The sequence below is a fragment of the Streptomyces sp. DSM 106670 genome, from assembly GCF_055792845.1.
The window spans coordinates 5899361-5919942 of sequence record NZ_CM147704.1 but is presented as its reverse complement, the minus strand read 5'-3'; the positions used below and the strand labels follow the sequence as shown (position 1 = coordinate 5919942).

The window sequence follows — 20582 nt, the reverse complement described above, 5'->3', positions numbered from 1 at the left end:
GAGCCCCCTGCCCTCCCTGACCGTACTGACGCGCGCGGGCGCCTCCCGCTATGCCTGCTCAGGCCACCTTGACCCACTTCGCCTCGGAGGGGATGCCGTCGGTGTCCGTCACGAAGAGCATGTACCAGCCGGGAGGGACCAGGGTGGGGTCGTCCGGCACGGTCACGCTCAGCTTGCCGCCGGCCTTCTTCAGGCCCAGCTCGATGGAGCGCTGCTCCACGTCGGTGGTGTGGGTGACGGCGCTCGGGCGCATCAGCCGGGCGGTGGCGATCCGGTCGGCGTCGGCGCTCTCGTACGTCACCGTCGCGCCGCGCTCGGTGTTCTCCGGGCCGTTCCCGATCACCGGGCGCTTGTCCTTGCCGCGGTGCAGGGCGGGCGGGGTGTAGACCTCCATCCGCTGCTCGAACTTGCCGAGTTTGGTGTTGTCCTTGTCGCCGTAGAGCGAGTCGGAGCCGAAGGTCGCCACCCGTCCGTCGGGCAGCAGCAGCGCCTCGGAGTGGTAGTTGCGCCCCACCGTCGGCTCGGCCGCCTCCTTGAAGGTGTTGGTCTTCGGGTCGTAGGACTGCGCCTTGAGGATGTTGCTGTCGCCGCGGCCCCGGTAGTCCTCGGATCCGCCGCTGGTGAAGACGGTGTCGTCGGGCATGATCACGCTGTTGAGGTAGCGCGTGCCCTGCGGCAGGTCGGGGCCCGCCTCGAAGGCCGGGCTGTCCTGCTTGAGGTCGATGACCGCCGTGCGGGCCGTGGACTTCTTGGACTCGCCGACCCCGCCGCCGCCCAGCACCATCACCTTCTGGTCCTGTACGGGCGGCAGCATCAGCGAGGCCGCCGTCTCCAGCTCGTCGGTGTCGGTCAGCCCGGGCACCTTGGTGAAGGTGTTCTTCTTCAGGTCCCAGATGCCGGGCTCGCGGCCCTTGTCCGCCGGGCCGTAACCGGCGTTGGCGCCCGGGTAGAAGAGCTTGCCGCCCTTGGTCAGGAAGAGCGCCGGGTAGGTCGGGAAGTAGCGGAAGGGGCCCTTGGCCCACTTCTTGGTCTTCGGGTCGTAGATCTCGTTGTCGCCCGGGAGGATCGCGCCGACGTCGTCGAGGCCGGAGACGGCGAGCACCTTGCCGTCCTCCAGGCCGACGAGCGTCGGGTACCAGCGGGCCTCCTTCATCGGGTCGACCTTGATGTACTTCTCCGCCGTCGGGTCGAACTCGTAGGCGGCGCGGATCCCCTGGAAGTCCTGCTTGTCCATGGTGATCTTCTCGGCGAGGCCGTAGGAGTTGTCGGCCTCCTTGCCCTTGAGCCCGACGATCTCGTACTGGGCGGCGTCCGTCGCCACCGCCTCGGGGCCGTCGTCCACCGCCTCGACGAAGACGCGCTGCTCGGCGGCGGTCACCTTGGTCTTCCACGGCTTCATCTGGCCGCTCTTGAAGTAGTCGACCTCGAACTCGCGCTTGGCCTTGGGCACGGTGACGTCGAATTTGGCGCGGTACTCCACGCCGGAGGGCGAGCGGAAGACCGTGCCCTTCTTGAGCTTCAGCGGCTTGTCCGGGTTCTCGTTCTTGACCCGCATACCGCCGCCGGCCCGCTTCACCTTGTCGTCGAGCACCTCGTAGCGGGCGGTGCCGCCCGCGATGAGGAGCCGCCCGTCGGGGAGCTGGGCGTGGCCGCCGCAGAAGAAGTCCTCGGGGGTGGGGATCTTCTGGAAGGTGTTCGCGGCCGGGTCCCACAGGACGGTGTCGAAGGTGCCCTCGTCGAAGTGCTTCTCGTCGTTGCCGGAGCCCGCGACGATCAGCACCTTCCCGGTGTGCAGGAGCGCCGCGTGGATGGCGTTGGTGCGGTACTCCTTCGGGATGTTCACCCGCTCCCAGGAGCCGTACTCCGCCTTGTACGCCGGCTGGTCGATCTTGTACGCGTGGTACCTGTCCTCGGCGAAGGACAGGGCGGCGGGCGCGTTCAGCCCGGCGAGCAGCACCACCGCGCCGCCGCCCAGGAGCGTCTTCCTCATCTTCTTCGAGGGCCGGTAGGCCATGGCTCAGTTCCCTCCTGCGGTGGTGGTGGCGGTGGTGCCGGCGCTCGCCGTGGTGGTCGCCGACGGGGCGGGGGCCGTCGTGGTGGTGACGTACGCCGGCTCGGGCGGCGGGGGCGCCGGGACGGGGACGGCGCGCGCGGCCTCGGCGCGCTTGTCCTGCCGGACGGTCCAGGCCCAGACGACGACCGGGGAGAGGGATATCGCCAGGCCCAGCGTCGCCCAGGTCCGCATCGCGACATGGGTGTGGTCGAGGTAGACGGACGCGGCGAGCGAGGAGAGCAGGACCGCCGCCCAGAAGAGGTGGATCCGGAAGGTGAGCAGCCGGTCCGGGGAGGCCTGGCCGCCCTTGGGGGTGACGACGAACCGGCCGTCGGTGCGCAGCACGGCCGAGCCGAGCGACTTCAGGTAGATCGGCGCGGAGAGCGCGGACATGGCCATGCCGGCGAGTCCGCCGGAGCCCTCGGGCTCGTGCGGGGAGACGTTGTGCCGGCGGTTCCAGAGGTAGAGCCCGATCTGGAGGGCGGCGGCGTCGCTGTAGAGCATCAGCCAGATGGAGGCGGCGACCTGGGTGCCGGAGGCCCCGAACCAGAGGAACAGCACACAGCTGAGGACGCCGAGCAGCCAGTTGACGGCGGTCATCGGGTAGTAGACGAGCATCAGCGTGTAGCTGAGGAGCCGGCCGGGCGGCACCCGGAACAGCGCCTTGCCGTACTGCTTGAACAACGTCTCGTACGTGCCACGGGACCAGCGCAGCTGCTGGGTGAAGAAGTCCGTCCAGGAGGCGGGGCCCTCGCCGACGGCGAGCACGTCGGGGGTGTAGACGGAGCGCCAGTAGTGCCCGGTACGCGGGTTGCGGCGGCGGTGGATCTCGAAGCCGGTGGCCATGTCCTCGGTGATCGAGTCGTACAGGCCGCCGACCTGCCGCAGCGCGGCGATGCGCACGACGTTGTTGGTGCCGACGAACATCGGGGCGCCGTAGCGGTTGCCCGCGCGCTGGATGAGGGCGTGGAAGAGGAACTGCTGCGACTCGGCGGCCTTGGTGACGGCCGAGTCGTAGTTGCCGTAGACCTGCGGCCCGACGACGAAGGCGACGTCCGGGTCGCGGAAGTAGCCCATCATCCGTTCCAGGAAGTTGGGCATCGGCACATGGTCGGTGTCGACGGAGGCGAAGAAGTCGTAGTCGTCGCCGTGCAGGGCGATCCAGGCGTTGTAGTTGCCGTGCTTGGTCTTCGCCTTGTGCACGCCCTTGTCGCGGTTCCACTCGGGGACGCCGTGCCGGGTGAAGTGGTGGACGCCCAGTTCGGCGCAGAGCATCCGGGCCCCGGGGTCGTCGCCCTCGTCGAGCAGCCAGACGTCCAGCGGGCCGGGGTGGTTCAGCTGTACGGCGCCCTTGAGGGTGGCGCGGACCATGGAGAGCGGTTCCTTGCCGGGGACGTACGTGGTCAGGAAGGCGACCCGGGTGCCGGGCTCGGCCGTCACCGGCACGGGGTCGCGCGCGACGAGCGTGGCGTGCGCGATGGAGACCACGTTGACCAGCATGAACAGCTCGATCAGGGCGATCGACACCAGCATCACGGTGTCGGCGACGACCAGCCAGCGCTCGCCGTTCTCCCGCTCGGTCCAGTGTGTGGGCCAGACCAGGTAGAGCAGCAGGATGCCCGTGAGCACCGGGGCGAGCGTCATCAGCAGGACGGCTCTTATTCGGTGCTTCTCCGTCGAGAGCAGGCTCTTGTACCGCACCCGGTACCCCGTCGGATCCGGCTCCGTGAGCGGACCCGCGAGCCGGCTGTAGGTGTCGTAGTCGTAGCCCTCCGACCGCACCGTGCCTCCCACTGTCGAACGGGTTGATATCCCCACAGAAGGGGACAGCTAACGGCGTGTCGACTTGGCAGGTCCGAGTGAGCGGTTTTCGGTCCGGCACCGGAAAAGCCCCCGGCCGTGTGGTGCCGGGGGCTTTTCGGGTGAACGCGGGCCGGGCCCGCGCGACGGTGCGTCAGGAGGCGAGATGGCGCTCCACGGTCTCGACCTTCGAGGTCAGACCGTCGGTGACACCGGGCCGGATGTCGGCCTTCAGTACCAGGGAGACGCGGCCCGCGCGGGCCTCGACGGCGGCCACGGCGCGCTTGACGACGTCCATGACCTCGTCCCACTCCCCCTCGATGGAGGTGAACATGGCGTCGGTGCGGTTGGGGAGCCCGGACTCACGGACGACGCGCACGGCGTCGGCGACGTACTCCCCGACGTCCTCACCGACACCGAGCGGGGAGACCGAGAACGCGACGATCATGCGCTGACCGTGCCCTCGCGGCGGGCGCGGGCGGCGATGACGCCGTCGGCCTCGTACTGCTTGAGGCGCTTGTCGCCGTAGAGGCCGCCGAAGGGGATCAGCGACAGCAGGAAGAACAGGGCGACGCGCCCCAGCGGCCACTTCGCCTTCATCCAGACGTCCAGCAGGAACACGGCGTAGATCACGAAGAGGATGCCGTGGATCATGCCGAGCGGCATCATCAGGAAGTCGATGTCCGAGACCCGGCTGAGGACCGAGCCGAAGAGGATCAGGGCGGGGAAGGACAGCGCCTCGGGAATCGAGATGAGGCGCAGCCGGTGCAGGGCGGAAGCGGTCTTGATGTCCACAGGGGCACCTTCGGTGGGAGGGTCGCGAGGGCTTGTGAACCCAGGCACAAGCCGCCCCCATTGTGGCATCGCGCCGGTACGCCCCCGTCGCCGGGTTCCGCCCCGGCCGCGGGCGGGCGTATCGCCGCATATCAGGGCCGGTCCGGGTGTGCATCAGGGGAGCATCAGGGGCGTAACGGTTCCGGAGACTCTGGCCGGGGTGCGGCGCGGAGGGCTAACGTCGTCGCGTGGCGATGTTCCGACTCCAAGGCAGCAAGACGCTCGCCGTCGATCTGGCCGGCGATTCCGTCAAGGCGAAGAACGGCTCGATGGTCGCGTACGACGGCCGGATGACCTTCAAGAAGATGACCGGCGGCGGTGAGGGGCTCCGCGGCATGGTGACCCGCCGGCTGACCGGTGAGCAGATGACCGTGATGGAGGTGTCCGGGCAGGGCACCTGCTACTTCGCCGACCGGGCGAGCGAGATCAGCCTGGTCGCGCTGCACGGCGACAAGCTGTACGTGGAGGCGAGCAATCTGCTGGCCACCGACGCCGGGCTGCGCACGGGCACCACCTTCACCGGGCTGCGCGGCGGGGCGAGCGGCAACGGCCTGTTCACCACCACGGTGGAGGGCACCGGGCAGGCGGCGATCATGTCGGACGGCGCGGCGGTGCTGCTGCGGGTGTCGCCGCAGTATCCGCTGATGGTGGACCCCGGCGCGTACATCGCCCATCAGGGCCGGCTCCAGCAGAGCTTCCAGTCGGGCGTGAACTTCCGGACGCTGATGGGCGAGGGCTCCGGCGAGGCGTTCCAGATCCGCTTCGAGGGCGACGGACTGGTCTACGTACAGCCGAGCGAGCGCAACACCGTCGGAGGCGATGTCTGATGCCGTTCCGGGAGATCAACTCCAAGATGGTCGAGGCCACGCTGGCCCCGGGCCAGAAGCTGTTCAGCCAGCGCGGCGCGATGCTGGCGTACCGGGGCGAGGTGTCCTTCACCCCGAACATCCAGGGCGGCCAGGGCGGCTTCGCGTCGATGATCGGCCGCCGGGTGGCGGGCGAGGCGACGCCGCTGATGACGGTCGAGGGCTCGGGCACGGTGATGTTCGGCCACGGCGGTCACCACATCCAGGTGATCAATCTGTCCGGCGACACCCTGTACGTGGAGGCCGACCGGCTGCTGGCGTTCGACGGGACGCTCCAGCAGGGCACGATGTTCATGGGCTCGCAGGGCGGCGTGATGGGCATGGTGCGCGGCCAGGTGACCGGCCAGGGCCTGTTCACCACCACCCTCAAGGGGCACGGCGCGGTCGCGGTGATGGCGCACGGCGGGGTGATCGAACTGCCGATCACACCGGGCCGGGACGTCCATGTGGACCCGCAGGCGTACGTCGCCCACCACGGGGAGGTCCGCAACAAGCTGTCCACGGCGGTCGGCTGGCGGGACATGGTGGGACGGGGCTCCGGAGAGGCGTTCCAGCTGGAGCTGAGCGGCAGTGGTGCGGTGTACGTCCAGGCGTCGGAGGAGAAGCTGTGAGCGCGCCCGTGGTCTTCGATCCGATGACGCTGCCGTCGGACGACAACGTCAACTCCTACACCTTCTGCGTGGAGCTCAAGGGGAGCCAGTGGTTCCTGCAGAAGGGCAAGATGATCGCCTACTACGGGCAGATCAACTTCGACGGCATCGGGCACGGCCGGTTCGAGCGGCTGGTGCGCTCCAGCTTCCATTCGCCGCTGCACGCGAGCGACTGGGTGGTGGCCGAGGGCAGCGGGAAGATGCTGCTGGCGGACCGGGCGTTCGATGTGAACTCCTTCGACCTGGACGACGGCAACCTCACCATCCGGTCCGGGAATCTGCTGGCGTACCAGCCGTCGCTGGCGCTGAAGCAGTCGATCGTGCCGGGGTTCGTGACGCTGATCGGTACGGGGAAGTTCGTGGCCGCGTCGAACGGGCCGGTGGTCTTCATGGAGCCGCCGCTGCGGGTGGATCCGCAGGCACTGGTGGGCTGGGCCGACTGCCCCTCGCCGTGCCACCACTACGACCACGGCTATATGACGGGCGTGATGGGCGGGATCCGGTCGCTCACGGGGATCGGCGGGACGTCGGGCGAGGAGCACCAGTTCGAGTTCGTCGGGGCGGGCACGGTGCTGATGCAGTCGAGCGAGGCGCTGATGGCGGAGCAGGCGACCGGTGCGGTGCCCAACGAGCCGGGCGTTCCGGGCGGCGGTCACCCCGGATCCGGCCCGCGCATGCCCGGCCAGCTGGGGGACCTCCAGCGTCGCTTCGGGTTGTGAGCGGTAGTCTGCGGAGTGTGACATCGAACGTGTGCGCCGATTGTCACACTCTCAGACCTTCCTGATTTCGTCCGGCTTTCAACTTCTTAGGTAGAATCCATATATGGAGACCGAGACGGCCACCCGCTGGCTGAGCGACACGGAGCAGTGCGCCTGGCGCACCCACCTGGACGTCAGCAGGCTGCTGACGCACCAGCTGGAGAAGGACCTCCAGCCGTTCGGCCTGACCATGAACGACTACGAGATCCTGGTCAACCTCTCCGAGTCGGACGACCAGCGGATGCGGATGAGCGACCTCGCCGCCGCCACCCTGCAGTCCAAGAGCCGGCTCTCGCACCAGATCACCCGCATGGAGACCGCCGGTCTTGTGCGGCGTACGCACTGCGAGTCGGACCGGCGCGGACTGTTCGCGGTCCTCACCGAGCACGGCGCGGAGACCATGCGGAAGGTCGCCCCGCACCACGTCGACTCGGTGCGGCAGCACTTCATGGACCTGCTGTCCCCCGAGGCGCTGGCCGATCTGCACGCGGCACTGACCCCGATCGCGGAACACCTGCGCGGCAAGCGCGGCAAGCCGTAGCGGCTGGGGCGTGCCAGGCGTCGCGGCCCCGGTCAGGATCCGCCGGACACGCCCTGGGCGCCTCAGGACGGGCGGGGCAGCCACAGCCGGAAGGCCGCACCGCCCTCGGCCGCCCGGTGCACCGTCAGGGTCCCGCCGTGGCGCGAGGCGACGTCCCGGGCGATGGCGAGGCCCAGACCGGCCCCGCCGTCGTCCCGGCTGCGGGCGTCGTCGAGCCGGACGAACCGCTCGAAGATCCGCTCCCGCTCCTCCTCGGGGACACCGGCCCCGTCGTCCCGGACCTCCACCCGCACACCGCGCCCGTCGGCCGCCACCGACACCGCGACGCTTGCATCGGCGTGCCGCTGGGCGTTGTCCAGCAGATTGCCGATCACCCGGGACAGCTGCCCGCGCGACCCGTTCACCTCGAACGCACCGCCCTCCGGGACCTCCACCGCCACCGGGATCCGGTCCCCGGTCCGCTGCGACACCTCCTCCCGGACCAGCGCGCCCAGCTCCACCGTCGCACTGCCGGGCTTCTCCCCCGCGTCCAGCCGGGCGAGCAGCAGCAGGTCCGCCGCCAGCACCTGGAGCCGTACGGTGTCGGCGACCGCGCCCGGGAGGTCCAGCAGCTCCGGGTGGGCCTCGGCCACCTCCAGCTGGGTGCGCAGCGAGGCGATCGGGGAACGCAGCTCGTGCGAGGCGTCCGCGACGAACCTCCGCTGCCGCTCCACCGACGCCTCCAGCACCGTGAGCGTCTCGTTCGTCGTCCGGGCCAGCGCCGCGATCTCGTCCCGCGAACCGGGCTCCGGCACCCGGCGGGCCAGGTCCTCGGACGCGGTGATCGCCGCCATCTCGCGGCGGATGCCCTCGACCGGCCGCAGCGCCCGGCGGGTCACCAGCCAGGTCACCCCGGCGACGACGACCAGAAGCAGCGGCAGCCCGGTGAGCATGGCCCCGCGCACCGTGTTCACCGCCTCCTGCTCGGCGGCGAGCGGGGCGCCCGCGTACACGGTGAGGGTGACACCGTCGGGGGTGGTCGCCTCGACGGCGGCGAAGCGGTAGTCGGCGGTGGTGCGGCCCACGGTGGCGGTGCCGTCGGAGAAGTCCGGGTCGTCGGAGGAGACCTCGCCCCGGCCCGGCCGACTGCGGTCGTCGTCCCCGTCGTCGTCGGCGTCGTCGTCCCCGTCGTCATCGTCGCCGGGTGACGGGGTGGCCCCCGCCGAGGCCGAGGGCACCGGGGTGACCCCGCTCGCGCCGGTGCCGGTGACGGCCCGCAGGTCCTTGGAGACGATGACGACCCGGTCCTCCTCGTCGGTCACCTGGACCGGGTGGTCCTCCTCGTCGTCCAGCTCCACGTCCTCGTACGGTGTGCCCGTGGCGAGCTGCCCGGCCGCCTCGCGGGCCGCCACCTCGGCCTGGAGGTCCGCCTGGTCGATCAGGTTGGCCCGCAGGACGAGGAGGACGGCGAGCCCGGCCGCGACCAGGGCGGCGGCGACGACCAGGGTGGCGCCGATGGCGGCCCTGGCCCGGACGGACCTCATGCCGCCTCCAGCCGGTAGCCGGCGCCGCGCACCGTACGAATGGCGGCGGCGCCCAACTTGCGGCGCAGGGTGGAGATGTAGACCTCGACGATGTTCGGGTCGCCGTCGTAGGCGAAGTCCCAGACGTGCTCCAGGATCTCCGCCTTGCTGACCACCTGCCCGGCGCGCAGGGCGAGTTGCTCCAGCACGGCGAACTCCTTGGCGGTGAGGGCGTATTCGTCCTCGCCGCGGTGGACCCGGCGGGCGGCGGTGTCGATGCGCAGGGAGCCGACGGTCAGGACGGGCGCGGCGCTTCCGGCCCCGCGCCGGCGCAGCAGGGCGCGGACCCGGGCGACGAGGACGACGTAGCTGAAGGGCTTGGTCAGATAGTCGTCGGCGCCGGTGTCCAGACCCTCGGCCTCGTCGTACTCGCCGTCCTTGGCGGTCAGCATGAGGATCGGCACCTCGTGTCCGGCGGTGCGCAGGTTCGAGCAGACGCGGTAGCCGTTCATGCCGGGCAGCATGATGTCGAGGATCACCAGGTCGTAGCCGCCCTCGCTCGCCCGGTGCAGCCCTTCGAGCCCGTCGTGCACGACATCCACGGCGAAACCCTCGGCGGTGAGTCCCCTGGCCAGGGACACCGCGAGGCGCTTCTCGTCCTCCACGATCAACAGGCGCATGCGCACAGCCTCGCAAACTCCACCTGAAGAAGGCTTCAGGTGGCTTCAGGTTGCGTTCAGCATCGCCCCGGCAGTGTGGAACCCGTCAACCAGCACAGCAGCTCTCGGGGAGGAACCTCATGAAGCGCAACGTCACCATCGCAGCGATCACCGCGGCCGTTCTCATCGGCGGCACCACCGCCGCCACCGTCGCCCTCGCGGACAGCGGCGACGGCGAGCGCACGTCCACCAGGAGCGCGGGCACCGTGACCCTCGCCGACGACAGCGCTTCCGACGACCGCTCGGCAGCCTCTTCCGGCGACCGGGCCCCGGCCGCCGCGAAGAGCACCCGGATCACCCTCGACCAGGCCGTCGCCGCCGCCCTCAAGAGCGTCCCGGGCACGGTCACCGAGGCCGAGCTGGACGATGACGATGACGACGACGACCACGGCGGCCGGGCGGTCTGGGAGCTGGACGTCCGCGGCTCCGACGGCACCTGGCACGACGTGACGGTGGACGCCACCACCGGCAAGGTCCTGAAGACCCGCGACGACGACAACGACGACCGCGACCGCCACGCGCCCCGCTCCGCCGCCGTCACCCTGAACCAGGCGGCGGCCCAGGCCCTGAAGACCGCGCCCGGCACGATCACGTCGATCGACCTGGACGACGATGACGATGACGACGACAACGGCGGCCGGGGCAACGTCCTGCGCTGGGACGTCGACATCACGGGCAAGGACGGCAAGCAGCACGAACTGCGCGTCGACGCGAAGACCGGCAAGGTCACCGTGGACCGCGACGACGACGGCGACGACCGTGACGACCGCGCGGACGACCGGAACGACGACCGTGACGGCGACGACGACTGACGGGAGCCCGTACCGGCCCCGTACACGAGAAGGCCCCCGGAGCGGCACACACGCCGCCCCGGGGGCCTTCTCCGTACGCTCGGTCCGCTCAGGCGCTCCCCGTCAGCCCCGCCACCAGCTCGTCCGCCGCCGCGTACGGGTCCAGGCTCCCGGCCACGATGCGCTCGGCCAGGGCGTGCAGGCGGCGGTCGCCGCGCAGGTCGGCGATCTTCTCGCGGAGCGCGGTGACGGCGATCGTCTCGACCTCGTGGGCGGCGCGGGCGGTGCGGCGCTCGGCGAGGACGCCGCGCTCCTCCATCCAGGCCCGGTGCTTCTCCAGCGCCTCGACGACCTCGTCCGTGCCCTGGCCCCGGGCCGCGACCGTCTTCACGATCGGGGGGCGCCAGTCGCCGGGGCCCCGGGACTCGCCCAGGCCCAGCATGTGGTTCAGCTCGCGGGCCGTGGCGTCCGCGCCGTCGCGGTCCGCCTTGTTGACCACGTAGACGTCGCCGATCTCCAGGATTCCGGCCTTGGCCGCCTGGATGCCGTCGCCCATGCCCGGGGCGAGCAGCACCACGGAGGTGTCGGCCTGGGACGCGATCTCCACCTCGGACTGGCCGACGCCGACCGTCTCGACGAGGACCACGTCGCAGCCCGCCGCGTCCAGCACCCGGATGGCCTGCGGGGCGGACCAGGCGAGGCCGCCGAGGTGGCCCCGGGTCGCCATGGAGCGGATGTAGACGCCCGGGTCGGAGACATGGTCCGCCATCCGGATCCGGTCGCCCAGCAGCGCGCCGCCGGAGAACGGCGAGGACGGGTCGACGGCGAGGACGCCGACCCGCTTGCCCGCCCGGCGGTAGGCGGTGACCAGGGCCGAGGTGGAGGTGGACTTGCCGACGCCGGGCGAGCCCGTGAGCCCGACGACGTAGGCGTGCCCCGCCAGCGGCGCCAGCGCGGCCATCACCTCCCGCAGCTGCGGGGACGCCCCCTCCACCAGCGAGATCAGCCGGGCCACCGCACGCGGCCTGCCTGCTCGCGCCTGTTCGACCAGCGTGGGGACGTCCACGTCCACGTTCACCGCTCCGTATCTCTCGATCTCTCGATCTTTCGCCCTCGTGACCGTTACGGGTGTTACTTGCCCGGAACGCGGATGATCAGCGCGTCGCCCTGGCCGCCGCCGCCGCACAGCGCCGCGGCGCCGGTGCCGCCGCCGCGCCGCTTCAGCTCCAGCGCCAGGTGCAGGACGACCCGGGCGCCGGACATCCCGATGGGGTGGCCGAGCGCGATCGCGCCGCCGTTGACGTTGACCTTGTCCGAGGTGACGCCCAGGTCCTTCATGGACTGGACGGCGACGGCGGCGAACGCCTCGTTGATCTCGATCAGGTCGAGGTCGTCGACGGTCAGGCCGTCCTTCTTCAGGGCGTGCTTGATGGCGTTGGACGGCTGCGACTGCAGGGAGTTGTCGGGGCCCGCGACGTTTCCGTGGGCGCCGATCTCGGCGATCCAGTCGAGGCCCAGCTCCTCGGCCCTGGCCTTGCTCATCACGACGACCGCCGCGGCGCCGTCGGAGATCTGCGAGGAGGTGCCGGCGGTGATCGTGCCGTCCTTGGCGAAGGCGGGGCGCAGCTTGCCGAGGGTCTCCACGGTCGTCTCGGCGCGGATGCCCTCGTCCTTGGCGAAGAGGACCGGGTCGCCCTTGCGCTGCGGGATCTCGACCGGGGTGATCTCCGCCTCGAAGAGGCCGTTCTTCTGGGCGGCGGCGGCCCGCTGGTGGGACAGCGCGCCGATCTCGTCCTGGGCGGCGCGGTCGAGCCCGAGACGCCCGTTGTGCTTCTCGGTGGACTCTCCCATCGGGATGTTCTCGTACGCGTCGGTGAGACCGTCGTACGCCATCGAGTCCAGCATCTCGATCGCGCCGTACTTGTAGCCCTCGCGGGACTTCGGCAGCAGGTGCGGGGCGTTGGTCATGGACTCCTGGCCGCCCGCGACCACCACGTCGAACTCCCCGGCGCGGATGAGCTGGTCGGCCAGCGCGATGGCGTCGAGGCCGGAGAGACACACCTTGTTGACGGTGAGCGCGGGGACGTTCATCGGGATGCCGGCCTTGATCGCGGCCTGCCGGGCGGGGATCTGGCCCGCGCCGGCCGTGAGCACCTGGCCCATGATCACGTACTGGACCTGATCACCGCCGATGCCGGCCCGGTCCAGGGCGGCCTTGATCGCGACGCCGCCGAGCTCGGCGGCGGAGAAGCTCTTCAGGGAGCCGAGAAGACGGCCCATGGGCGTCCGGGCGCCCGCGACGATCACTGAGGTGGTGGTACCGGTCGTTGCTGGCATGGGCACGGCCCCTTGGGATCGGATGTGAACGAGGGTTTACCTGAATGTACTGAGCGGTCCCGCGCCCGTCATCCGGCTACCGGTGTGACGGCGCGCACGTTGCGTAACCATGGCGGGGGCGCTGCACTGGATCCATGCTGACGCGAATCGACCACATCGGGATCGCCTGTTTCGACCTGGACAAGACGGTTGAGTTCTACCGTGCCACGTACGGTTTCGAGGTGTTCCACTCCGAGATCAACGAGGAGCAGGGCGTCCGGGAGGCGATGCTCAAGATCAACGAGACCTCGGACGGCGGTGCTTCGTACCTCCAGCTGCTGGAGCCGACCCGGGAGGACTCGGCCGTGGGCAAGTGGCTGGCGAAGAATGGGGAGGGCGTGCACCACATCGCCTTCGGTACGGAGGATGTGGACGGGGACGCCGCGGACATCCGCGAAAAGGGCGTCCGGGTGCTGTACGACGAGCCCAGGACGGGGTCCATGGGGTCCCGGATCACCTTCCTGCACCCCAAGGACTGCCACGGCGTCCTCACCGAACTGGTCACGAGCAGGGCGGACCACTGACCCCCGCATACCCGGCCCGGTAGAGTGGGCGGTTCCGGGCCGGGGCCGGGTCGGGGCCGTACCGCGTCCTCGTCGTTTGTCTGTCACCATTCCCCGGGGGACCGCTCGTCGGCGGGCCCCCGTGTGCAGAGTTGCGACCAGGGTTGGGGTCTCCCCTGCTCGAAGAGTGTGAGAGCTCGGGGAAGGATGGGACCGCGCAGTGCGGGGCTACGAACGCCAGGAGAGCCACCGAGCTGAAGACGACCATCTCTCGCGGTTCGAAGCCGAGATGGACCGGCTGAAGACCGACCGGGAGAAGGCCGTCCAGCACGCCGAGGACCTCGGTTACCAGGTCGAGGTCTTGCGTGCCAAGCTGCACGAGGCCCGGCGCAATCTCGCGACCCGTCCCGCCTACGACAGCGCGGACATCGGCTACCAGGCCGAGCAGATGCTGCGGAACGCGCAGGTCCAGGCCGAGCAGATGCGCAGCGACGCCGAGCGCGAGCTGCGCGAGGCCCGGGCCCAGACGCAGCGGATCCTGCAGGAGCACGCCGAGCACCAGGCGCGCCTCCAGGCCGAGTTGCACACCGAGGCCGTCCAGCGCAGGCAGCGGCTCGACCAGGAGCTGGCGGAGCGCCGCCAGACCGTCGAGTCGCACGTCAACGAGAACGTCGCCTGGGCCGAACAGCTGCGCGCCCGCACCGAGTCGCAGGCCCGCCGGCTGCTTGAGGAGTCCCGCGCCGAGGCCGAGCAGGCGCTGGCCGCCGCCCGCGACGAGGCCGCCCGGCTGGCCGAGGAGACCCGTCGGCGGACCGGTTCGGAGACCGAGACCGCCCGGGCCGAAGCCGAAGCGATCCTGCTGCGTGCCCGCAAGGACGCCGAGCGCCTGCTCGGGGCCGCCTCCGCCCAGGCGCAGGAGGCCACCAGCCACGCGGAGCAGCTGCGCTCCAGCACCACCGCGGAGACCGACCAGGCCCGCCAGCAGACCGCCGAGCTGAACCGCACCGCCGAGCAGCGCCTCGCGGAGGCCGAGACCCGGCTGCGCGAGTCCCGCCTGGAGGCCGAGAAGGTCCTCTCCGAGGCGAAGGAGGCCGCCGCCAAGCAGCTGGCCGCCGCCGAGTCGCAGAACGAACAGCGCACCCGTACGGCCAAGTCGGAGATCGCCCGGCTGGTCGGCGAGGCCACCCAGAGCACCGAGGCGCTCAAGGAGGAGGCCGAGCAGGCCCTCGCCGACGCCCGTGCCGAGGCGGAGCGACTGGTAGCCGAGGCCGGTGAGAAGGCCCGTACGGTCGCCGCCGAGGACGCCGCCGCCCAGCTGGCGAAGGCGGCCCGCAGCGCCGAGGAGGTGCTCACCAAGGCCTCCGAGGACGCGAAGTCGACCACGAAGGCGGCGAGCGAGGAGGCCGAGCGGATCCGCCGCGAGGCCGAGGCCGAGGCGGACCGGCTGCGCGGCGAGGCCGCCGAGCAGGCCGACGAGCTCAAGGGCGCGGCCAAGGACGACACCAAGGAGTACCGGGCCAAGACGGTCGAGCTCCAGGAGGAGGCCCGCCGGCTGCGCGGCGAGGCCGAGCAGCTGCGCTCCGAGGCGGTCGCCGAGGGCGAGCGGATCCGGGGCGAGGCCCGCCGCGAGGCGGTCCAGCAGCTGGAGGAGGGCGCCCGCACCGCCGAGGAGCTGCTGACCAAGGCCCGCTCCGACGCGGACGAGCTGCGCACCAAGGCGAACGGCGAGAGCGAGCGGATCCGCACCGAGGCCGCCGAGCGGGCCGCGACCCTGCGCAAGCAGGCCGAGGAGACGCTGGAGCGCACCCGGACCGAGGCCGACAAGCTGCGGGCCGAGGCCGAGGAGCAGGCGGCGGCCGTCACGGAGGCGGCCGAGCGCGCCGCGGCCGAGCTGCGCGAGGAGACCGAGCGCGGCGTCGCCGCCCGGCAGGCCGAGGCCGCCGACGAGCTGACCCGGCTGCACACCGAGGCCGAGGCGAAGCTCACCGCCGCCGAGGAGGCGCTCGGCGAGGCCCGCACCGAGGCCGAGCGGATCCGCCGCGAGACGAACGAGGAGTCGGAGCGGCAGCGCGCGGAGGCCGCCGAGCGGCTGCGGGCGCTGACCGAGCAGGCCGAGGCGGAGGCCGAGCGGCTGCGCGACGAGGCCGCCGCCGACGCCTCGCAGTCGCGGGCCGAGGGCGAGAACGTCGCCGTACGGCTGCGGAGCGAGGCGGCCGCGGAGGCCGAGCGGCTCAAGTCCGAGGCCCAGGAGAGCGCCGACCGGGTGCGCGCGGAGGCCGCGGCCGCCGCCGAGCGGGTCGGGGCCGAGGCCGCCGAGGCGCTGGCCGCCGCCCAGGAGGAGGCCACGCGCCGCCGCCGGGAGGCCGAGGAGATCCTCGGTGCGGCCAGGACCGAGGCGGAGCAGGAGCGCGAGCGGGCCCGGGAGCAGAGCGAGGAGCTGCTCGCCTCCGCCCGCAAGCGGGTCGAGGAGGCCCAGGCCGAGGCGGACCGGCTGGTCGAGGAGGCGGACGCCCGGGCGACCGAGCTGGTCTCGGCGGCCGAGCAGACCGCCCAGCAGGTACGGGACTCCGTCTCGGGTCTGCAGGAGCAGGCCGAGGAGGAGATCGCCGGGCTGCGTTCGACGGCGGAGCATGTCGCGGAGCGCACCCGTACCGAGGCGCAGGAGGAGGCGGACCGGGTCCGCGCCGACGCGCACGCCGAGCGGGAGCGGGCCTCCGAGGACGCGGTACGCCTGCGTCAGGAGGCGAACGCGGACGCGGACCGGCTCCGGCGCGAGGCGCACGAGGAGGCCGAGGCCGCGAAGGCGCTGGCCGAGCGGACGGTCTCCGAGGCGATCGGCGAGTCGGAGCGGCTGCGCGCGGACACCTCCGAGTACAGCCAGCGGATGCGCACCGAGGCGTCCGACGCCCTGGCGTCGGCGGAGCAGGACGCCTCGCGCGCCCGTGCCGAGGCCCGGCAGGACGCCAACCGGATCCGTTCGGAGGCGGCGGCCCAGTCGGACCTGCTGATCGGCGAGTCGACCACCGAGAGCGAGCGCATCCGCAACGAGGCGGCCCAGGCCTCCGAGCAGCTCGTCGTCGAGGCCACCACGGAGGCCAACCGCCGCCGGGCCGAGTCCACCGAGAAGGCGGACCGGATGCTGGCCGAGGCGACGGCCGAGTCCGAGCGGCTGCGCAGTGAGGCGGCCGAGCGGCTGGGCTCCGCGCAGGAGCACGCGACCCGCACCCACGAGGAGGCCGAACGACTGCGCGCGGAGGCGGAGTCGGCGGCGGAGGAGCTGCGCTCCCAGGCCCGCCAGGAGGCGGACCGGCTGCTGGACGAGGCGCGCGAGGCGGCGGCGAAACGCCGGGCGGACGCGGCCGAGCAGGCGGACCAGCTCATCAACAAGGCGCGGGAAGAGGCGCTGCGTACGGCCACCGAGGCCGAGACGCAGTCCGACACGATGGTCGGCGCGGCCCGCAAGGAGGCCCAGCGGATCACCTCGGAGGCGACCGTCGAGGGCAACACCCTGGTGGAGCGCGCCCGGACCGACGCGGACGAACTGCTGGTCGGCGCCCGGCGCGACGCGACCCAGATCCGGGAGCGGGCCGAGGAGCTGCGGACCCGGCTGGAGAGCGAGATCGAGGAGCTGCACGAGCGGGCCCGCCGGGAGACGTCCGAGCAGATGAAGACCGCCGGCGAGCGCGTCGACAACCTGATGAAGGCGGCGACCGAGCAGCGCGACGAGGCCGAGGCGAAGGCCAAGGAGCTGATGGCGGAGGCCAATTCGGAGGCGAGCAAGGTCCGTATCGCCGCGGTGAAACGGGCCGAGTCGCTGCTGAAGGAGGCCGAGACCAAGAAGGCCGAGCTGATCCGCGAGGCGGAGAAGCTGCGCGCCGACGCCGAGGCCGAGGCGAAGGCCACGGTCGACGAGGGCAAACGCGAGCTGGACGTCCTGGTGCGCAGGCGCGAGGACATCAATGCGGAGATCTCCCGTGTCCAGGACGTGCTCGAAGCGTTGGAGTCTTTCGAGACTCCGACCGGGGGCGGAAAACCGGCCGGCGGTTCCGCGGGGGGCGCCAAGGCCCCGGCGGCGGCGGGGACCCGATCGGGGGGCAAGTCGTCCGAGCGGTAGCCGATCCGCGGTGCGCCGTGGTTCGCCATGGACATTCAACCCTTCGAGTGGCAAGCACTCCGGGGGTCAGCCACTCAAAAGGGGTGTCATTCTCCAGATCAAACCGGCATCTGCACGCTGACACGCCGCTATGGCCCCTAGGATTCCCTCTATCACCTCACCGGTCTCATTCGACAGGAACCCCATGAGTGACCCTTCCTCCCCCTTCGGCTTCGAGCTCGTGCGCCGTGGCTACGACCGCGGTCAGGTGGACGACCGCATTACCAAGCTCGTCGCCGACCGTGATAGTGCTCTGGCCCGAATCACCTCTCTGGAAAAGCGCATCGAGGAGCTGCACCTCGAAACGCAGAACGCCCAGGCCCAGGTAAACGACGCGGAGCCGTCGTACGCCGGCCTCGGCGCCCGTGTCGAGAAGATTCTCCGCCTCGCCGAGGAGGAGGCCAAGGACCTGCGCGAGGAGGCCCGTCGCGCGGCCGAGCAGCACCGTGAGCTCGCCGAGTCGGCGGCCCAGCAGGTGCGCAACGACGCCGAGTCGTTCGCCGCCGAGCGCAAGGCGAAGGCCGAGGACGAGGGCGTCCGGATCGTCGAGAAGGCTCAGGGCGAGGCGAACACGCTGCGCTCGGACGCCCAGAAGGACGCCCAGCAGAAGCGCGAGGAGGCCGACGCCCTCTTCGAGGAGACCCGCGCCAAGGCCGCCCAGGCCGCGGCCGACTTCGAGACGAACCTCGCCAAGCGCCGCGAGCAGTCGGAGCGCGACCTCGCGTCCCGTCAGGCCAAGGCCGAGAAGCGTCTCGCCGAGATCGAGCACCGCGCCGAGCAGCTCCGCCTGGAGGCCGAGAAGCTTCGCACGGACGCCGAGCGCCGGGCCCGCCAGACGGTGGAGACCGCCCAGCGCCAGGCCGAGGACATCGTCGCCGACGCCAACGCCAAGGCCGACCGGATCCGCAGCGAATCGGAGCGCGAGCTGGCGGCGCTCACCAACCGCCGCGACTCGATCAACGCGCAGCTGACCAACGTCCGCGAGATGCTGGCGACGCTGACCGGCGCCGCCGTGGCCGCCGCCGGCACCCCGGTGGAGGACGAGCCCGCCACCCGCGGTGTCCCGGCCCAGCAGACCCGCTGACGCCCCGCAGTACCCCGCAGTACCCCCGTGTGCGCCCGGTTCCGCCCTTGTGGTGGCGCCGGGCGCTCGGGCGTTCTAGCGTGTGCGCATGATCGAGCTCGAGGGACTCACCAAACGGTTCGGCAGCAAGGTCGCCGTCGATCATCTGTCGTTTCAGGTCAGGCCGGGCATCGTGACCGGCTTTCTCGGTCCCAACGGGGCCGGCAAGTCGACCACGATGCGGATGATGCTCGATCTCGACCACGCGACCAGCGGCACGGTGCGCATCGACGGCAAGCACTACCGCGAACTCCAGGAACCGCTGAAGTACATCGGGGCGCTCCTCGACGCCAAGGCGATGCACGGCGGCCGCAGCGCGTACAACAACCTGCTGTGCCTGGCGCAGAGCAACCGCATCCCGAGCGGCCGGGTCGACGAGGTGCTCGACATGGTCGGTCTGACCGCGGTGGCGAAGAAGAAGTCCAAGGGGTTCTCCCTCGGCATGGGCCAGCGGCTCGGCATCGCCTCGGCGCTGCTGGGCGATCCCGAGATCCTGATGTTCGACGAGCCGGTCAACGGACTGGACCCGGAGGGCATCCACTGGATCCGCAATCTGATGAAGGCGCTCGCGTCGGAGGGCCGGACGATCTTCGTCTCCTCGCACCTGATGAGCGAAATGGCGCTGACCGCCGACCACTTGATCGTGATCGGCCAGGGCAAGCTGCTCGCCGACACCTCGATGGCGGACTTCATCCACGAGAACTCCCGCAGCTACACGCGGCTGCGCTCGCCGCAGCAGGAACGGCTGCGCGACGTGCTGCACCAGGAGGGCTTCACCGCGGTCGAGACGGCGGGCGGCGTCCTGGAGATCGACGGCGCGAGCACCGAGGAGCTGGGTGAACTGGCGGCCCGGCACCAGCTGGTGCTGCACGAGCTGAGTTCCCAGCGGGCCTCGCTGGAGGAGGCGTTCATGCAGATGACCGCCGGTTCGGTGGAGTACCACGCCCATTCGGAACGGGATCCGGCCGCCGAACCGCCCGCGGTGGGCGCGGGCTGGGGCGAGGGCTGGAACAAGCCGGGCAGCACCGACAACGAGGGCGAGTGACGACGATGGCATCGGTACCCGCGGTTCTCACCTCGGAGTGGACCAAGATCCGGTCGGTCTCCTCGACCACCTGGACCCTCATCGCCGCGTTCGCCGTGACGGTGGTGATGGGCGCGGCGCTGAGCGCCCTGCTGAACGCCACGTTCGACGATCTCTCCGAGGCCGAGCAGGCCACGTTCGACCCGACCTTCGTCAGCTTCTCGGGGACCATTCTCGGCCAGCTCGCGATGGTCGTGTTCGGCGTGCTGGTGGTCGGTACGGAGTACAGCTCCGGCATGATCCGCACCTCGCTGGCGGCGGTGCCCCAGCGCGCGACCTTCCTCCTCAGCAAGATCACGGTGGCCGGTGTGCTGGCCCTGGTCGTGGGGCTGCTCACCAGCTTCGTCTCGTTCTTCCTGAGCCAGGCGATGCTGGGCCACCGGGGCACCGACATCGGCGCGGAGAACGTCCTGCGCGCGGTGGTCGGCGGCGGGCTCTACATGGGGCTGATCGCGATCTTCTCCATGGGGGTGGCGGCGATGCTGCGCAGCTCCATGCTGTCGCTCGGCATCCTGATGCCGTTCTTCTTCCTGGTCTCGCAGATCCTCGCGGCGGTGCCCGGCGCCAAGAGCGTCGCCCGGTACTTCCCGGACCAGGCCGGTTCGAAGATCATGCAGGTCGTCCCGGACGCGATGAACACCGATCCCGCCCCGTACGGTCCGTGGGGAGGGCTCGGCATCATGGTGCTCTGGGTCCTGGCGGCGGTGCTCGGCGGCTATCTGGTGCTGAAGACGCGGGACGCCTAGAGCCCGTAACCGCCCGCTCGCACGCTGTGCGCAACTTGGCCGGAACCGTCAGCGCCTGGTTATCCTCCTAACTCTTACGGGGG

At 71.2% G+C, this 20582-nt stretch carries 18 protein-coding genes; 10 read left to right on the top strand and 8 right to left on the bottom strand.

Annotation, left to right across the window (positions count from 1 at the left end; all coding sequences use genetic code 11):
- Nucleotides 1-58 precede the first annotated feature (58 nt).
- From glxA to ACSMXR_RS26370, 4 genes are all read right to left on the bottom strand, one after another.
- Entirely contained in the window at nucleotides 59-2014 is a 1956-nt protein-coding gene (gene glxA / locus ACSMXR_RS26385; RefSeq protein ID WP_473170055.1) for a radical copper oxidase GlxA, read from the bottom strand.
- Nucleotides 2015-2017: 3 nt separating this feature from the next.
- Entirely contained in the window at nucleotides 2018-3835 is a 1818-nt protein-coding gene (locus ACSMXR_RS26380; RefSeq protein WP_381789515.1) for a glycosyltransferase family 2 protein, read from the bottom strand.
- A 172-nt stretch (nucleotides 3836-4007) separates the two neighbouring features.
- On the bottom strand, nucleotides 4008-4301 hold the full coding sequence (locus ACSMXR_RS26375) for an MTH1187 family thiamine-binding protein (RefSeq protein WP_030079249.1): 294 nt from the start codon (nucleotides 4299-4301) through the stop codon (nucleotides 4008-4010).
- On the bottom strand, nucleotides 4298-4648 hold the full coding sequence (locus tag ACSMXR_RS26370; RefSeq protein ID WP_065488269.1) for a DUF3817 domain-containing protein: 351 nt from the start codon (nucleotides 4646-4648) through the stop codon (nucleotides 4298-4300). The genes ACSMXR_RS26375 and ACSMXR_RS26370 overlap by 4 nt, the downstream gene beginning before the upstream one ends.
- A 233-nt stretch (nucleotides 4649-4881) precedes the next feature.
- Between ACSMXR_RS26370 and ACSMXR_RS26365 the strand changes: the two genes are divergently transcribed.
- From ACSMXR_RS26365 to ACSMXR_RS26350, 4 genes are all read left to right on the top strand, one after another.
- On the top strand, nucleotides 4882-5514 hold the full coding sequence (locus tag ACSMXR_RS26365; protein ID WP_137233597.1) for an AIM24 family protein: 633 nt from the start codon (nucleotides 4882-4884) through the stop codon (nucleotides 5512-5514).
- On the top strand, nucleotides 5514-6164 hold the full coding sequence (locus ACSMXR_RS26360) for an AIM24 family protein (protein WP_030079255.1): 651 nt from the start codon (nucleotides 5514-5516) through the stop codon (nucleotides 6162-6164). Before ACSMXR_RS26365 ends, ACSMXR_RS26360 begins: the two co-directional genes overlap by 1 nt.
- Nucleotides 6161-6922: an AIM24 family protein gene (locus ACSMXR_RS26355; protein WP_473170054.1), complete on the top strand. Its 762-nt coding sequence runs from the start codon at nucleotides 6161-6163 to the stop codon at nucleotides 6920-6922. The genes ACSMXR_RS26360 and ACSMXR_RS26355 overlap by 4 nt, the downstream gene beginning before the upstream one ends.
- A gap of 103 nt (nucleotides 6923-7025) precedes the next feature.
- Entirely contained in the window at nucleotides 7026-7502 is a 477-nt protein-coding gene (locus ACSMXR_RS26350) for a MarR family winged helix-turn-helix transcriptional regulator (RefSeq protein WP_359141846.1), read from the top strand.
- A gap of 62 nt (nucleotides 7503-7564) precedes the next feature.
- Here the strand turns inward: ACSMXR_RS26350 and ACSMXR_RS26345 are convergent, their stop codons facing one another.
- Together ACSMXR_RS26345 and ACSMXR_RS26340 are read right to left on the bottom strand one after the other, a co-directional pair.
- A complete protein-coding gene (locus ACSMXR_RS26345; RefSeq protein ID WP_473170053.1) occupies nucleotides 7565-9025 on the bottom strand; it encodes an ATP-binding protein in 1461 nt (486 codons plus the stop codon).
- A complete protein-coding gene (locus ACSMXR_RS26340; protein ID WP_473170052.1) occupies nucleotides 9022-9684 on the bottom strand; it encodes a response regulator transcription factor in 663 nt (220 codons plus the stop codon). The genes ACSMXR_RS26345 and ACSMXR_RS26340 overlap by 4 nt, the downstream gene beginning before the upstream one ends.
- A 119-nt stretch (nucleotides 9685-9803) precedes the next feature.
- Here ACSMXR_RS26340 and ACSMXR_RS26335 point away from each other — a divergent pair, with 119 nt between their 5' ends.
- Nucleotides 9804-10535: a PepSY domain-containing protein gene (locus ACSMXR_RS26335; RefSeq protein ID WP_473170051.1), complete on the top strand. Its 732-nt coding sequence runs from the start codon at nucleotides 9804-9806 to the stop codon at nucleotides 10533-10535.
- A gap of 88 nt (nucleotides 10536-10623) precedes the next feature.
- On the opposite strand, the gene meaB is transcribed toward ACSMXR_RS26335, so the two are convergent.
- A complete protein-coding gene (meaB, locus tag ACSMXR_RS26330) occupies nucleotides 10624-11592 on the bottom strand; it encodes a methylmalonyl Co-A mutase-associated GTPase MeaB (protein WP_359141858.1) in 969 nt (322 codons plus the stop codon).
- A gap of 53 nt (nucleotides 11593-11645) precedes the next feature.
- On the bottom strand, nucleotides 11646-12821 hold the full coding sequence (locus ACSMXR_RS26325; RefSeq protein ID WP_181008075.1) for an acetyl-CoA C-acetyltransferase: 1176 nt from the start codon (nucleotides 12819-12821) through the stop codon (nucleotides 11646-11648).
- Nucleotides 12822-12985: 164 nt separating this feature from the next.
- Between ACSMXR_RS26325 and mce the strand changes: the two genes are divergently transcribed.
- From mce to ACSMXR_RS26300, 5 genes are all read left to right on the top strand, one after another.
- A complete protein-coding gene (gene mce / locus ACSMXR_RS26320) occupies nucleotides 12986-13414 on the top strand; it encodes a methylmalonyl-CoA epimerase (protein WP_030079275.1) in 429 nt (142 codons plus the stop codon).
- Nucleotides 13415-13613: 199 nt separating this feature from the next.
- A complete protein-coding gene (gene scy, locus ACSMXR_RS26315; RefSeq protein ID WP_473170050.1) occupies nucleotides 13614-17507 on the top strand; it encodes a polarized growth protein Scy in 3894 nt (1297 codons plus the stop codon).
- Nucleotides 17508-17691: 184 nt separating this feature from the next.
- Nucleotides 17692-18630, top strand: a complete 939-nt coding sequence (locus ACSMXR_RS26310) for a coiled-coil domain-containing protein (protein WP_030079278.1) — start codon at nucleotides 17692-17694, stop codon at nucleotides 18628-18630.
- Between the two features lie 88 nt (nucleotides 18631-18718).
- On the top strand, nucleotides 18719-19714 hold the full coding sequence (locus tag ACSMXR_RS26305) for an ABC transporter ATP-binding protein (protein ID WP_137233522.1): 996 nt from the start codon (nucleotides 18719-18721) through the stop codon (nucleotides 19712-19714).
- Nucleotides 19715-19719: 5 nt separating this feature from the next.
- The gene (locus ACSMXR_RS26300; protein ID WP_137233521.1) at nucleotides 19720-20499 is read left to right on the top strand and encodes an ABC transporter permease; all 780 of its coding nucleotides are present in this window, start codon (nucleotides 19720-19722) and stop codon (nucleotides 20497-20499) included.
- The last annotated feature ends 83 nt before the right edge of the window (nucleotides 20500-20582 follow it).

What these genes read in the sequence shown, in the direction of transcription:
- ACSMXR_RS26375 (WP_030079249.1), bottom strand. Translation starts at nt 4,301, where the DNA reads ATGATCGTCGCGTTCTCGGTCTCCCCGCTCGGTGTCGGTGAGGACGTC.
- ACSMXR_RS26350 (WP_359141846.1), top strand. Translation starts at nt 7,026, where the DNA reads ATGGAGACCGAGACGGCCACCCGCTGGCTGAGCGACACGGAGCAGTGC.
- ACSMXR_RS26340 (WP_473170052.1), bottom strand. Translation starts at nt 9,684, where the DNA reads ATGCGCCTGTTGATCGTGGAGGACGAGAAGCGCCTCGCGGTGTCCCTG.
- glxA (WP_473170055.1), bottom strand. Translation starts at nt 2,014, where the DNA reads ATGGCCTACCGGCCCTCGAAGAAGATGAGGAAGACGCTCCTGGGCGGC.
- ACSMXR_RS26365 (WP_137233597.1), top strand. Translation starts at nt 4,882, where the DNA reads ATGTTCCGACTCCAAGGCAGCAAGACGCTCGCCGTCGATCTGGCCGGC.
- ACSMXR_RS26300 (WP_137233521.1), top strand. Translation starts at nt 19,720, where the DNA reads ATGGCATCGGTACCCGCGGTTCTCACCTCGGAGTGGACCAAGATCCGG.
- ACSMXR_RS26345 (WP_473170053.1), bottom strand. Translation starts at nt 9,025, where the DNA reads ATGAGGTCCGTCCGGGCCAGGGCCGCCATCGGCGCCACCCTGGTCGTC.
- mce (WP_030079275.1), top strand. Translation starts at nt 12,986, where the DNA reads ATGCTGACGCGAATCGACCACATCGGGATCGCCTGTTTCGACCTGGAC.
- ACSMXR_RS26305 (WP_137233522.1), top strand. Translation starts at nt 18,719, where the DNA reads ATGATCGAGCTCGAGGGACTCACCAAACGGTTCGGCAGCAAGGTCGCC.
- ACSMXR_RS26335 (WP_473170051.1), top strand. Translation starts at nt 9,804, where the DNA reads ATGAAGCGCAACGTCACCATCGCAGCGATCACCGCGGCCGTTCTCATC.
- ACSMXR_RS26310 (WP_030079278.1), top strand. Translation starts at nt 17,692, where the DNA reads ATGAGTGACCCTTCCTCCCCCTTCGGCTTCGAGCTCGTGCGCCGTGGC.
- ACSMXR_RS26360 (WP_030079255.1), top strand. Translation starts at nt 5,514, where the DNA reads ATGCCGTTCCGGGAGATCAACTCCAAGATGGTCGAGGCCACGCTGGCC.